This window comes from Allorhodopirellula heiligendammensis, assembly GCF_007860105.1.
GTDB classification, from domain to species: Bacteria; Planctomycetota; Planctomycetia; order Pirellulales; family Pirellulaceae; genus Rhodopirellula; species Rhodopirellula heiligendammensis.
Map to the genome: position 1 here is coordinate 1,395,321 of NZ_SJPU01000001.1, position 14,281 is coordinate 1,409,601.

The following is a 14,281-nucleotide window of genomic DNA, read 5'->3' on the forward strand; positions in this document are numbered from 1 at the left end:
GAGATCCTTCCAACCAACATTCGCAGTTCAATGAGTGCTCTACGCCCTATTTTGCACGCCATCGGCGTGACTCTCTGGTGCTTGCTGCCGTGCTCCGGAGCCGTCCAAGCAGATGAAAAGGCGGTCGATCTTGCCGAGGAGCGGGCAGCCCGTGAGAACGCCGTCCCCACGGCATCGCAGGTCTCTGACTTCGACGATTTGCAGTTGTTCGCGCAGCATTTGGCGACGACAACCTACGTCCCCGAACCGCCGCTCATACCGGCGCTCGCCGAGCTAAGTTACGAACAGTACCGTGATATCCGGTTTCGCAACGGACGCGCGTTGTGGAGCGACGGCGATCATCCATTTTGGTTGGAGTTCTTCCATCGAGGTTTCGTCCAGCGAGATCGCGTGGATGTGAATGTCATCGAGGGCAACGCCACGAAGAATGAACTTCGAACGAGGCAAATCCCTTATGACCGAGAGCTATTCGACTTTGAGGGGGCCGCTGCGGGAGTGAATATCAGAGAACCGATCGGATTTGCGGGCTTCAAAGCCGTCGGGAGGTTCGAAGAAGGTGGTTTTGGTCAGGAGATGTTGACGTTCATCGGATCGAGTTACTTCCGCGCTCGCACGGGGCAAACCGTCTATGGCACATCGGCGAGAGGCTTGGCGGTTGATGTGGGAATGAATCGGGATGAGGAGTTTCCCGATTTTCGCGCGTTCTGGGTTTATGAGCCGGCCCCAGGCGACCGTCAGCTCCGCGTTCTGGCGCTGCTGGACAGTCCGAGCTTAACGGGCGCCTACCAGTTTGATTTTGACCCTTCGATGACGGTATCGAAAATGCGGGTCACCGCCACGCTCTATTTTCGCGAGCTCCCCGGCAAACTCGCCATCGCGCCTCTGACAAGCATGTGGATATGGGGCGACGGACTGGCGCCTCCTCCGCTGGACAAACGCCCGTCATGCCACGATGCCGATGGGTTGCTGATTCACGCCGATGAGAATTGGACATGGCGTGCCTTCGCGCGACTTCCCTATCCGTCGGTTACTGCCACCCGTGTAGAAAAGTTGTCGGGTTTTGGATTGTTGCAGAGAGACCGCAACTTTGATCACTACGGCGACACCGGTGCGAGGTACGACGAGCGACCGAGCGTGTGGGTCGAGCCGATCGAGAGTTTCGGTAGCGGGCGAATCGAACTCATGGAGATCCCCGGGGCGCATGAGGGTATCGATAACATCGGTGCGTACTTTGTTGCCGACGCGGAGATCGATGTCGATCAACCGTTGGAGTTGAGATATGATGTTTTTTTCTTCGGTAGTACGACCACGCTAGCGGAACGGGTGCAACCGACGTGCGATAACGGGGATCTTCTGGCAACCTGCGAATCGTTTGAGGTCAGTCGGGATGATGAAGCGATCACGCTGAAGATCCATTTTCAACCCCACGAGGAGTCCGTTGGGGATGACGACCAGGACGTCGTTGAGAGCGGTGGTCAAGCCCCCTTAGGAGGGTGGGGGCGAGTTGATCCAGGGCGCGTCGTTCCCGAGATTAGCACGGTACGGGGCGAAGTCGATGACGTCGTCGTGTTAACCAACGGCAGCGGTTATCTGGTGGAGGTTCGCCTCGTGCCCACCGAGGATGCTCCCGTGCAGGTTGCATTCAGATTGAATGACTCGACAGGAGTATCGCTAACGGAGTCATTCGAGTATCTGTGTCCTCACGAGCAACCAAAATTTGTGTATCCAGCGGTATACACTCGCCAGGAATAATGTCCCACCGGCAGCCTCGTGGTTTGACTCCGCATATGGCTGGACGTCAGGTTTCTGAAACAGTACCGTGTTGGTCGCGCCGCGGCAGTTCCACGGATTTCAATTTCAAGTAAGACCACGATAGTATTTTTGCTTCGCGGCTGCGACGAGTATTTTTCGGGGCCATGTTTCGCTGATTTTGATCTGTCTGACCGATTCGCCCACGCTGTTGGCTTGGTTCAGAGGAGACGATCCCCAGCGCGATAGGTGTCCAGACTTTCGATTTGGTATGAGCGAAGCAAACGGCCAATGAGCGATGGCGTGCAACCCAATTCTGAATTTCCCGCCGGTGGGCGACCGTCGATCGAATCGATGGAGAAGGCCATCTCCGTGCTGGCGGTTACCCTGAAACAGCGTTTTGATCAGGCATCGTTGAGGGCATCAGACGGTTCGGATATGGATCCGTTGGAACCACTGATCGCGGGCAGTCAGAAAGCAGGGATTGGCCTGGTGGCGAGCCCGACGCCTGCCATCGGCGACATTGTTACGACGGTCCGCCAAGGCATCCCCCTTGTATTCAGTTTGCCCAACGACAGTTTAGTGATTTTGCAAGGACCGCATGCGGGCAAGATCGACTGCGCGGTCATCGGTGATCATCTCGAATACCGTACGCTCAGCACCTCCCAATTATCGAAGTTATTGGGAGACTTGTCGCGGTTGCGAATGATGATCGCTAAGAAAGAGTTTGAGTGCGAGTCGCTTTCGGCATCCGCGGATCGGGATGGTCACGACCATGGTCACTCGCATCCCAAGCCACTGCGGCGACTGCTCTCGCTGCTCCATCTGGACCGCCGTGACATCGAGTTGGTCACACTCTTTGCGGGCGTCGCCGGCGTGTTGGGATTGGCAACACCTCTGATCGTCGAAAGCTTGGTAAACGTCGTCAGTTGGGGGGTTTATTTCCAACCGCTACTGGTGCTGGCGAGTATGCTGCTGGTCTGCTTGGGAATTGCCGGAGTTCTAAAGATTCTGCAAACCTGGGTCGTTGAAATTATTCAGCGCCGCCAATTCGTTCGCATCGTCAACGATCTCGCACATCGATTTCCACGTGCCGACCAGAACGCTTTTGCAGACCAATATCCCCGCGAGTTGGCCAATCGGGTATTCGATATTGTCACCATTCAGAAAGCGACGTCGGTGTTGTTGCTCGACGGCGTGACGATCGTGTTGACGAGTATCATCGGATTGCTGTTGTTGGCATTCTACCACCCATTCTTGTTGGGTTTTGATATTGTGTTAGTGCTGTCGATGATTTCCGTCACTTGGGTTCTCGGACGTGGTGGGGTGCGAACGGCGATTGACGAATCGATCTGCAAGTATCGGGTCGCGCATTGGTTACAAGACGTGATTGCCATGCCGAGTGCGTTCAAGGTCGGGGGCGGCGAGCATTTGGCGATTCAGCGAGCCAATCAATTATCGGTCGATTACCTCAACGCTCGCAGTCGTCAGTTCGGCGTTGTGATTCGGCAGGTGATTTTTGCCGTTGGGCTCCAGGTCGTGGCTTCTACCGCCCTGCTTAGTTTAGGTGGTTGGTTGGTGATTGACGGTCAGCTGACGCTCGGCCAGCTCGTCGCTAGTGAGTTGGTGGTTACCGTTGTGGTCGGGGCGTTTGCCAAAGCCGGAAAGTCTTTAGAGATTTTCTATGATTTGATGGCAGGGATCGACAAGGTAGGGCACCTGGTGGACATTCCGCCTGATCCACGCGTGGAAATCGGTGCGATCCCAGCAGGGCCGGCAAATGTCTCCTGGTCGGAGTTGGTTTTCGATTCGCCGACGGGACGATCGCGGGTAGCAGCGGCCACGATAGCGTCTGGTTCGCGTGTTGCCATTGTGGGCGATGATCCTAGCGGGCAGTCACGACTGGCGCGGGCTCTGGGCGGGTTGACCACGCCCAGCGCCGGCATGATTCAAGTCGCTGGTTACGACGCATTTGAAGCCGCCATCGGATCACCGGGCGAAATCGCCGCTTACGCGGGCGAACCCTCGATATTCAATGGAACGCTCCGAGAGAATACTGACCTGGGACGCAGCGGGATTGACCATACTCGTGTCCGTGAAGTCCTTCGCCAAGCGGGACTGGGCCAAGTGCTGCTGCAACTCAAGGGCGGTCTGCAAACGAGGCTATTGTCCGATGGTCGACCGTTTTCATTCGCTCAACAATCTCGGTTAATGATCGCGCGTGCGATGGCGGCGCATCCCCGGTTGTTGATCATTGACGGATTGCTTGATGGACTTGGTGACAGTGGACGCCGCGACGTTTGGAAAAACATCACCGCAGAGGAGTGTCCTTGGACACTGATTGTGGTGACCCAGCGCGAGGATATTGCAGAGTGGTGCGAAAGCAGAATCGCTGTCCGCAAGTAGATTTATTTGACTGTTCTTCAAGATCGTTTTGAGCCATGATCGATACGCCCGAGTCCAATGACGAGTTTCCTACGCTCCAGATGGTGCGCACCGGTAGGATCGTACGAATGATCGGCAAGCTCGCGTTTGCTGCCTTGGTCATCTCCACAGTGGCCATGGTGTTCGTTCCCTGGCGACAGACCGCTCGGGGCGTCGGGACGGTAGTGGCCCTCGATCCGCAGCAGCGTCCACAGCCTTTGCTGAGTCCTTCGATGGGCGTTGTAAGCTATGTGAAGCCGGGGTTGCGGGAGGGAAGCTATGTCGAAAAGTCTGAACTGTTGCTCCGCTTGACCCCGTTTGCCGTCAATGCAGTTGACCAATTGGATACGCAGATCGTCGCCATGGAGTCGATGGAGGCTTCCGCACTGGCCAGCCTCGAGGTCACCAAGCAATCCGCGGCCCTGCAGGAGAGCAGCGGTCGCAGCATGGCGGAGTCTCTGAAGCAAGAGTATCAGGCAGCCCGCCAAAAGTGGGAGCAGTCCAAGAACGAGGTCACTTCGCTACAGGCTGACCTGGAGGATAAACGCAATCAGCTGCAAATCGCCGAGCGGGTGTCCGAGCAAGGTTTGATCTCGCGTGAGGAGCTGTTCTCCAAACGTCGGGCCGTCGAAAGCCAGTCCGCCAAGGTCCTGAAGGCCGAAAACGCAGTGGACGAAGCGTATGCGACCTTGCTGTCCAAAGAGGAGGAAATTGAAGCGAAACGGCAGGAGATTGACATTAAGAACAGGACCGCGAACCAAAAGGTTCTGGAGGAGATGCAGAGGATCAACAGGATCGAGAAGGACATTCTGGATCTCCGCAATTCGCGGGGGCAGATGGACCGGCTGGAAATTCGTGCGCCCCGCTCCGGCTATATCCAACAGTGGTTCGGCGTTGAGGGCAGCGACACGATCAAGCAAGGGGACCAATTGTTCGTGATCGTGCCAGACGCTGACCAGTTGGCCGTGGAGTTGAAAATCCGGGGGATGGACATCCCGCTAATTCACGTGGGCGATCCCGTTCGCCTGCGGTTTGACGGTTGGCCAGCGGTGCAATTCGTGGGCTGGCCGTCGGTCGCCATCGGCACATTTGGCGGTAAAGTCAACCGAGTTCTCCCAACTGATGATGGCACCGGATATTTTCGTGTGGTCGTGACGCCAGATGACCATTTTGAACGGGAGGAAGGTTGGCCGGACGACCGATACTTACGTCAGGGAGTACGTGCAAACGGCTGGGTTTTATTAAAGCGAGTGCCCTTAGGCTACGAGATATGGCGTCAATTGAATGGATTTCCACCCGTCGTCGCACCCGACGAGCCGGGGAACTCCAAACCAGAAAAACCGGCGAAGGTCAAATTGCCCAAAATATAGGGACCTTCTTGCCGCTGCGCGCACATCCTCGGAAAAATCCGCTGCAGTGCAGCACGGCGAAAATGTTCGGCAACGCAGGCGTTCGCACGGCTGCCGTCCTCGTGACAGTCATAGCTGTCGCCTCCCCATCGTCCGCACAGAATACGGCCGTTCAGAACCCGGCCGCTGCGCATGCGGCTCCGAGGGCAGGTTCGACGTCCGAGGACACGCGATCCTTCGCCTCGTTTCTTGCTACCGTCCAAGAAGAAGTGGTTGCCAAGGAAGTTGCAGGCCCGAACGTTCAAGCGGGAATGATCGATTCAGACACGATTGACCTCGACCCACTTGAGCGTATCGACCAGCAGGACGAGGCGGGCGAATCACTGATGCTCGCCGACGTCATTGCCAGTTTGTACCACTCCTATCCGGAGATCCAGCAGGCCAGAGAATTGCAAGCCATCGCAGGCGGCGATCTGATGTCCAGTTATGGGTACTACGATACAAAGTTCGAGGCTGATTCGCTGAGTGAGCCCACGGGTTTTTACCGGAACTATCGCAACGGCTTGGGCGTTGCGCGCCGGACGTGGTGGGGCGGCTATCTTTCGGCTGGCTACCGGATCGGTCGTGGGTACTTTCAGCCCTGGTACAAGGAACGCCAGACAGACGATGCAGGCGAATTCAAAATTGGAGCCGTCCAGCCCCTGTTGCGAGGCCGCGCCATCGATGCGGAGCGAGTTGCTGTGTTCCAAGCATCGCTGCAGCAGCAGGCTGCGATGCCGCGTGTCCGTCAAACCATCCTGGCGACCTCCGGGGAAGCCATCGATGTCTACTGGCAATGGGTGTCCGCCGGTGCAATCTTGCAAGCTCAGCAGGAGCTGTTAGACCTCGCCGTGAAACGCGGAGAGCAGTACCAAGTCGGCGTCGCGGCGGGCAAGTTCGCTGAGATCGATCTGATTTTGAATGAGCAGTTGATCGCCGAACGTAGGGCCTCGTTGTTGAAGGCGGAGCAGAAGTTCCGGGCCGTCGCGTTCAAGTTAGGGCTGTATCTGCGTGATGAAACCGGCCAGCCGATGACACCCGATCGGCAATGGCTACCCGAACAATTTCCCACCATCAGTCCTCAACCACCGCTGGATTTGTCGGCAGAGTTAGCCGCCGCGATCACTCGCCGTCCAGAACCCGAGTTGCTGCACTTAGAAATACGCAGCACTCAGTTGGACCGACAACTAGCCCACAATGATCTTCTGCCAAATTTTGATTTCATTTCGGAAGCGTCGCAGGACATGGGTGAACCAGCGACCTATGCAAACGATAAAGGTGAGTTCGAGTTGGTGATCGGTTTTCACAGCGAGGTGCCCATTCAGCGTCGGAAGGCACGCGGGAAAATTCAATCAACCTCTGCCAAAATACGGCAAATCGACGCCAAACTTCGACTGACGCACAATAAGATTGCCGTCGAGCTGCAGACGCAGTCCAACCGTTTGCAGTTGGCAACTGAGATCGTCAAGGAAACGGAGATCGCGTTGGAAGCGGCCCTGGAGACACTCCAGAGATACCAGTTCGCGTTCAACAGCGGTAAGATTGACTTGATTTACTTAAACATGCTGGAAACCAAATTTAATGAAACGGAGATCCGGCTGATCGATGCGCAGCGTGAATGGTTTTTAGCCTTGGCGGATTTGCAACTCGCCCTGGCACTCGATCCCTTGGACCAAGCGATGATGATATCGGAGCTGCCTGAGAGCGATATTCCGGGGCCCGGGAATCTCGCGAAACCGCCGCTGCCCGATGCCCAGCAGCTCGACGCCGATTGGCAACGTCATCGGAACACCCCCTGAACATGGCTGGCGAGGGATTTTCGTTGCACCGTGTGCGTAACGGCGAATCCCGCCAGCGGCGACAGTTTTCACCACACCGAAGACGTTTCGTTTTATGTCTGATAATTTTGCGCTGATCGAGCTGCCTGTTGTTTTATCAGCAGCGAGCAACCTGACCTTGATCGATTGGGGCGTGATCGCCGGTTATTTCTTGATCATGGCGGGTGTGGTGGCGTGGTCGTCGCGTCGCCAGAATAGCACGGCCGACTATTTTCTCGCAGGGCGAAACGTCGGCTGGTTCGTGATTGGTACGTCGCTGTTTGCATCGAACATCGGCTCCGAGCATATCGTTGGCTTGGCCGGTCAGGGTGCGGTGTCGGGACTGGCAATGGCGCACTACGAATTGCATGCCTGGATCATGATCATGTTGGCCTGGTTCTTCGTGCCGTTCTACTATCGCACGGGCGTCTACACGGTACCTGAATTTCTCGAACTGCGCTTTGGTCCGACATCGAGATGGATCCTCTCGGTGGTGTCGTTGGTGGCCTACGTGTTCACGAAAGTCTCCGTGACGGTGTACGCCGGTGCCGTCGTGTTCTCGGCATTGTTGCCGGACACTTTCGGATCGCCCGCGGCCGCGTTTTGGATAGGTGCCATCGCAACGGTACTGTTGACGGGCTTGTACACTGTGTTCGGCGGCCTGCGGGCGGTGCTGTTCACCGACGCGGCGCAGGCCTTGATTCTGTTGATCGGTTCGATTTGCATTACGTTCATCGGTTTGAAGCAACTCGGCGGCTGGGAAGAACTTCGGGTAATGGCAAAGGCGAACGCGGATGCGTTTGCGCTGTGGCGACCGATCGACGACCCAGATTTCCCGTGGTTGGGGATTTTGATCGGGTCTCCCATCGTTGGAATTTGGTATTGGTGTACGGACCAGTACATTGTTCAGCGTACGTTGTCGGCGAAGAATCTTCGCAATGCCCGTCGCGGCGCTCTCTGGGGTGGCGTGCTCAAAGTATGGCCAGTGTTCATTTTTTTGATTCCTGGGTTGATCGGTTGGGCACTGCATAGCAAAGGGTTGATTGCAATCCCCACGAAAACCCTCATTGATGGTGGTACGGGACTGGATGGTGACAAAGTATTTCCGACGCTGGTGACTACGTTGTTACCGGTTGGTTTACGCGGCCTGGTTGTAGCGGGATTGTTGGCGGCGTTGATGAGTTCGCTATCATCCCTGTTTAATTCCGCCGCCTCCTTGTTCACGATTGACATCTATCAGAAACTCCGCCCTGGTCGTTCCGAGCAACATCTGGTGCGCGTGGGTCGGATCGCGACGCTTGTCGTCGTTGTTGCTGGATTGGCTTGGATCCCCGTGATGGCCCGCATTTCCGGGGGCGGTTTGTACGAGTACCTGCAATCGGTACAGGGCTATCTGGCACCACCAATCACGGCGGTTTTTGTGCTGGGCCTGTTATGGCCGCGGATGAATTCACCCGCTGCGGTAGTGGGGCTGACGTTCGGATTTGCGCTCGGGTTAGGCAAAACGATCGTCCAAGCAGTCTACGGCAGTGGGGCTGGAAAGATCTCATCGCCCGCCTTGTTGGCGTGGATCGGAGATGCGAATTTCCTCTATTTCTCGTCGGCGCTGTTTGCGATTTGTTTGCTCGTCATCGTAGTCACCACGCTCTGCACGCGAGCACCCGATCCCGAACGGGTGCGAGGCTTGACGTGGGGGGCCCGAAGCGAAGCGGATGTTCGCGAGATCCGTGAAAGCTGGACCCCAGTCGACGTGGTGATGACCGTTGCGATCTTGGGGCTGGTACTCGGAATCTATCTTTATTTCACGTTCTGGCTGTCGTACTGAGTCCCGATGCTGGCTTCGACGGCAGCTCTTTGAGAGTGGACTCCACCCGCTGCTGAGGTGGGACGACGACACCACAGCTGACCACGAATTGGATGGCTTCATCGATCGTCAGCTCCAAATCGATTGCTTCGCTGCGGCGGACTGTCACGGTGAACCCCGTCATCGGCATCGGACTGGTCGGCATCAGCACGCTCAGCATTGGTTCACCGGCGGCTTCTGAGATTTCACGCATCCCGTTGCCAGTAACAAAACCGAGTGACCAGATGCCTTCGCGCGGGTACTGAATGGCGACGACCCGGTTGAATTCAATCTGCCGATCATCAAACGCAAAATCGGTGATCTGTTTCACACTACCGTAAACTTTATTGACGATCGGGATGCGCAAGATGGTGGCATCAAACGTGCTTACAAACCATCGACCGATACCCCCGGTGAAGGCGCGGCCCAAGAAGTACAGCAGCGAGATGAACAAAATCAGGAAGACAGGCACCACGATCCAGCGTGGCATGTAATGCAGTTGATAGTAGCGGTCCCAATAGGCTGCGGCTGTTTTGGGAGGCAGTGAGGATGCACCGAAGGCATCGGCATGGTCGTCGACCTCGCGAACCACGTACGCGGGCAGGTAATGTCGCCCGGTCGGTCCCGGCACATAGGTGACGGATTGATAGGTAAATCCGGGGCGTTTTTTCGCCCCCGTGACGTCCTCGCTCGTATCGAGGACGGCGTCCTTGGGAACGCTATGCCGGATGTCCGCAAATCCCAACACCATCAAGTAGCGAATTCCCCCCTCGACGGGGATCAGGACCCGGTTTTCAATCGCACTCCATGCCCAAATCAGCACGACGATCGTCAGAAGAGGTGGCAGTACCACCCCCAGACCGCGCAGTACCGCCCGCCGCGCCCCATGCCCGGACGCAGGAGCGATCTCGATCTCAGCATCACTCAGCGAGGGATCGGCGGCGCTTTCGTGATGAGATGCGGGGTTCTGTGGGTCAGTCATGATCGTCGGCCGGCGAGGAACGCGAGGCGAAAAGAAAAGAAGTGTGAATCATCCGGCTCACGATTGGAACGCAAATCCTTTGGAACGCGAGCCCCCGAGGATTCGAGCCGCCTTGAAAACTGTAGCATGCGATTTCCACTGGCAGCAGGGATCCAACCATGATTCGGCGAATTCAACGGAAAGGTTCAAGAATCCCGCATGGCAAGGGCCACCACCGCCAGTGAGACCCGGCGTGCCCCAGCATCCATCAGAACCCCCGCCACCTCGTCGGCGGTCGCTCCGGTCGTCATCACATCATCGACCAATATGATGTCACAATCCATGCTCGTTTGGCGCCATCGCTGACCGACGTGAAATGCTCCGCGGACGTTCTCGTGGCGGGCATCATCGTCCAGCAACGCTTGTTTGGCGACCGGGCGGGTCGTTCGCAATAGGCTTACGTAGGGTAGCCTCAAGTTCTTGGCCGTGTACTGGGCCAGTAACCGCGTGCCACTGCCGCCCCGGCGAACCTGCCGAATCCAGGGACTAGGGACGCTCGTCACCATCAACGGCGGGGCAGGGGCGTGCCCTGCCATGGCTAAATCGGGCCAGCGACTGCGGCAGCGATCCGCTAAACGCATGGCCAACTCCCGAGTGACGGCGGAATTGCAGGGGTATTTCGCCGCAACGACGGCGGTTCTCGCCGCATCGTGATATCGATACAGCGGTGTCATTCGCGCGAACCGGTGGGGAAAACTGCGTCCTGCGCATTTAGGGCACGGCAGCAATTCGGGTTCCGGCACTGTCACCCCCATTTCTTGCACCCCCATTTCTTGCAGTGGATCGGTAGCCAGGCGGGAGGACGGTCCACGCGGCGACCGGACTTGGCGTGGCCAACCGCACTGCTCACACGCTGTCCGCATCATCGGTTGCGACTGCAGGAGTGATGTTTCACAGTTGACACAAAAGGTTGCGTACCGCCGCGGGGAGTCGCGATCCGTACCCCGGCCGGTCGGCTCACCACAGAGCACACAGACTGGCGGAAAGATCAACGGGGCGAGCGATTCCCAAAATCGCTCCACAGACTGTCTCAGAAACCGAGCTTTCGCCGCCGTTTTTCTCAGTGGTGCGGGTGCTAGAGAAGACATATTTTGAAATTTTACAGATTTTTCTAGTAGCCGGGCGAACCTTCTGCTGAAATAGTCTTCTAAGAACCTAACTGAAAACTTGTGTATGGCGTCGCTGCGGTGGCCCAGGTGACGTTGCAATTCGGACCCCAACGGGTCCAAGCCTAATCCTGGGTCTCAGCCGTGACAGCGATGCGAGTCCTGTCATATTCCGCTGCGAGTGGTTTTCGTGATGAATAGTTTTTGGTTTAGTTTTTAATAATCGCAGTCTCACCTGCGGCCCGCTTTGGGGGGTGGTGGTTCCATCGATGGGTCACCACGTGAGCTGCATTTCCAATTTGTGCTCCACAACCGCACCGTAAGAAACGGTGCCGGGAGGTTCCGATGCGAACTCTGATTTCCAACCTGAATGTCATTCGTGCAACCCGCGTCAGCGGCCTTCTGTGCAATGGTTTCGGCCGGATCTCGACAGTCGTCGTGAACCTTTCCGAGAGACTTGCGGAGTTCCCGTGGTCGGCCCATCCGGCTGACCATCGAGAACGTCGCGAATCATTGTGGAAGCCTCTGTATGCCAGCGTCGGCAGTACGCCTGTCGACCTCGGGAGCGATAAACGCATGTGTTTGTCGCTACAGATGGACCAAACGTGTCCATCGCTGTCGCGATTATGGGGCCGACCCCAGATGACGCGTTTCGCAGTCGTCCCGGTGACCGTGTCACCGCGAACGGCGAATCGCACGAGCAAGGGTTACGCGGCCATAGGCTAACGCCATCCGCGTCGCACCCAGCTCGCTGACCCGAAAACGATTCTTCGTAAGCTCATTTCATCCCGGATCGCTGCACCTACCGCAGCGGTGGATTCCGCTGGTTGGAAACGAAGCTCCGTCGAACTGATTTCGGTCACCCCATGATGCTGCTCGCAGATGTCTGCTAGCGCGAGAGAGATGTCGCCAGCGCCCTGAATCGCCTTTCCTTCCAGCCCAGTACTCGGCACGAGTATGTCTGGAGCAACTTTCTAGGAAAGCCCGAACGGGTCGCTGAACGTTCCTCATCCGCGTCGAGACCGCCTGCGAACCGCAGAACCATCGCGATTCCTGAACGAATCTTGGAAGCTTTCACTGGCAGTTTGAAACTGGAATGCCCCTGCTTGATCCTGGGGAGGAACAAATCATGACGATCACACTCGAAAACAAAAATCCCATCTCGGCCGCGATCGTGCCGATGCACAATGTCCATAACGATGGTCCGCTGACGGTGGCGCAGCTCGTCGTCCAAGCTCAACAAGGTGACCGAGAGGCCTTTGGCGAATTGTTTGAACGCTATCGGCCCGCCATCGTGGCCCTCTCGATGCAACGCCTGCGGAACGCTCACGAAGCCGAAGAATTGGCACAGGACGTGTTTATTCAGGCAATGCAGAAAGTCAATCAACTGCGTGTCCCAGAAGCATTCGGTGGCTGGTTGCGTCAGATCGTGCACCGCATGGCCATCAACCGCGCCACACGCGGTCGGTTGTCGGTGTCCTGCGATCCGGAAACGCTGGAAGCCACCTGTGCCGATGAGACTTCGCCACAAACGGCGTTTGAAGATCGCGAACGTGCCGATGCGGTGCGTAGCGGTTTGACTCGATTGGGTGACATCGACCAGCAAACTTTGCGCGCGTTTTACCTGCAAGGGCAATCGCTAATCGAAATGAGCGACCGCTTCGATGCCCCTGTGGGCACGATCAAACGCCGCTTGCACACCGCTCGCAAGCGGCTTGCCGAAACGATGCGGACTGATTTTCCGGCGACCGTACCGATGTCGGTCGCGGCCCCAGAGATCCCGGTCTGCCAAGCGGTTTGAGGGCGTGGGAGCCAGAACGGGTACCCCTGGTTTGGCGTGCCGTTGGGGATAGACGGACGTGACGGGGGACCCATCCTACTTAGCGAACGAATATTCGGGGTTGGCCGTATCGAAATCTCGAGCGGTCAGCCCCACGTTCGTTTGCAGATCGTGATATTCATACGATTCAATCAGTGGGCGCTGGTCACTGTTGGGTTTGGGCCAGTCAAAACTGCGATAGCTCACGACTACGTTCTGCGGCTGGTCGAGGACCAGTTCTGCCACCGCAAAATCATTCTCCCGACCGGTAGGCTGGCTGCGCTCGATTCGGAGGTGTGTCAACGATCGACCGTCGAACGGGTAGCCTTCCGTTTTAAACACGCGTACGTGGGGGTCGTCGCGATCCTCACCGCCGCGCTCGATCAGTTTTTCGAGCAATCGGGTCAAACCGATTTCGGCAATGGGATATCGTTGGCCCTGCATGGCTAAGAAACCCTCAGGTGGCAGTGACACGGTCATCATGGCCCCGACCATGCCGGCTTCACGGACTTGCATTTTGCCGTCGTTTTGATCTTCCACCCAGATCACCTCGCGGCCGCGGATGTTGCTGGGCGATTCGAACCGCAGGTATACCTTCAGTGGTCCACCGGGCGTGCCTCCCGCGTGTCTCGTTACCACTTTCAGAGAGATCTCGGAGGCGGGCTGTAACACCCCACTACGATCTTGCTCCTGCTTGATGAGTCGCGCCGTGTAGTCGTCGAGATGGGCATTCGTCTCGGCAAGCGCAGTATTGGCCAGTTGCAGCATTTCAGCCATGGACACTTCCTCTGTTCTTCCGGATTCGGATGCGGCGATTTCACTCCCGGTCGCTTGTGGAGGTGCCACAGCGACGGGTGTTGCTGATTCGGCGCGGCTACTGGCAAGAGACGTGGCCATCACAGTGAGACCCGCGGTTGCCAAGGATAACGCCATCAACCAAACCCACTGGCGGCGTTGATCGCTCGTGGAAGAGAGAGCTTCTGTCACAGTGAGAACCATGGACGGAGTTTGAAATAGGGAACCGGGCTCTGAACTTTCTCATTATTTCGCTGAGGGACCCCGCTGCACAACGCTTTGTGGGAGCACCCGGTCGGGGAAGCGTCCGGACCTGGTC

At 57.1% G+C, this 14,281-nt stretch carries 10 protein-coding genes; 7 read left to right on the forward strand and 3 right to left on the reverse strand.

Translation table 11 applies throughout. The features are described 5' to 3' along the window. Positions 1 to 30: 30 nt before the first annotated feature. The 5 genes from Poly21_RS05340 (at position 31) to Poly21_RS05360 (ending at position 9,203) form a co-directional block, all read left to right on the forward strand. The gene (locus tag Poly21_RS05340) at positions 31 to 1,752 is read left to right on the forward strand and encodes a glucan biosynthesis protein (RefSeq protein ID WP_146405893.1); all 1,722 of its coding nucleotides are present in this window, start codon (positions 31 to 33) and stop codon (positions 1,750 to 1,752) included. Positions 1,753 to 2,052: 300 nt separating this feature from the next. Beyond that, a complete protein-coding gene (locus tag Poly21_RS05345) occupies positions 2,053 to 4,155 on the forward strand; it encodes an ATP-binding cassette domain-containing protein (RefSeq protein WP_302117656.1) in 2,103 nt (700 codons plus the stop codon). 35 nt (positions 4,156 to 4,190) lie between these two features. Further along, a complete protein-coding gene (locus Poly21_RS05350) occupies positions 4,191 to 5,543 on the forward strand; it encodes an HlyD family secretion protein (protein ID WP_146405895.1) in 1,353 nt (450 codons plus the stop codon). A gap of 101 nt (positions 5,544 to 5,644) precedes the next feature. After that, positions 5,645 to 7,360, forward strand: a complete 1,716-nt coding sequence (locus Poly21_RS05355) for a TolC family protein (protein ID WP_302117657.1) — start codon at positions 5,645 to 5,647, stop codon at positions 7,358 to 7,360. 94 nt (positions 7,361 to 7,454) lie between these two features. Then, the gene (locus Poly21_RS05360; protein ID WP_302117658.1) at positions 7,455 to 9,203 is read left to right on the forward strand and encodes a sodium:solute symporter; all 1,749 of its coding nucleotides are present in this window, start codon (positions 7,455 to 7,457) and stop codon (positions 9,201 to 9,203) included. Here the strand turns inward: Poly21_RS05360 and Poly21_RS05365 are convergent. Together Poly21_RS05365 and Poly21_RS05370 are read right to left on the reverse strand one after the other, a co-directional pair. Then, complete coding sequence (locus Poly21_RS05365; protein ID WP_146405896.1) at positions 9,181 to 10,203, reverse strand: DUF502 domain-containing protein; 1,023 nt, start codon at positions 10,201 to 10,203, stop codon at positions 9,181 to 9,183. The two genes, Poly21_RS05360 and Poly21_RS05365, sit on opposite strands and share 23 nt — an antisense overlap. Positions 10,204 to 10,388: 185 nt before the next feature. Further along, positions 10,389 to 11,330 (reverse strand): ComF family protein, encoded by a 942-nt coding sequence (locus tag Poly21_RS05370; RefSeq protein ID WP_146405897.1) that lies wholly within the window; start codon positions 11,328 to 11,330, stop codon positions 10,389 to 10,391. A 363-nt stretch (positions 11,331 to 11,693) separates the two neighbouring features. Here Poly21_RS05370 and Poly21_RS05375 point away from each other — a divergent pair, with 363 nt between their 5' ends. Both Poly21_RS05375 and Poly21_RS05380 read left to right on the forward strand, forming a co-directional pair. Then, positions 11,694 to 12,074, forward strand: a complete 381-nt coding sequence (locus Poly21_RS05375; RefSeq protein ID WP_146405898.1) for a hypothetical protein — start codon at positions 11,694 to 11,696, stop codon at positions 12,072 to 12,074. A 454-nt stretch (positions 12,075 to 12,528) separates the two neighbouring features. Further along, entirely contained in the window at positions 12,529 to 13,149 is a 621-nt protein-coding gene (locus tag Poly21_RS05380) for an RNA polymerase sigma factor (protein ID WP_436967488.1), read from the forward strand. A gap of 75 nt (positions 13,150 to 13,224) precedes the next feature. On the opposite strand, the gene Poly21_RS05385 is transcribed toward Poly21_RS05380, so the two are convergent. Then, positions 13,225 to 14,166, reverse strand: coding sequence for a DUF1571 domain-containing protein (locus Poly21_RS05385; protein ID WP_146405899.1), 942 nt, complete (start codon positions 14,164 to 14,166; stop codon positions 13,225 to 13,227). Positions 14,167 to 14,281 lie beyond the last annotated feature (115 nt).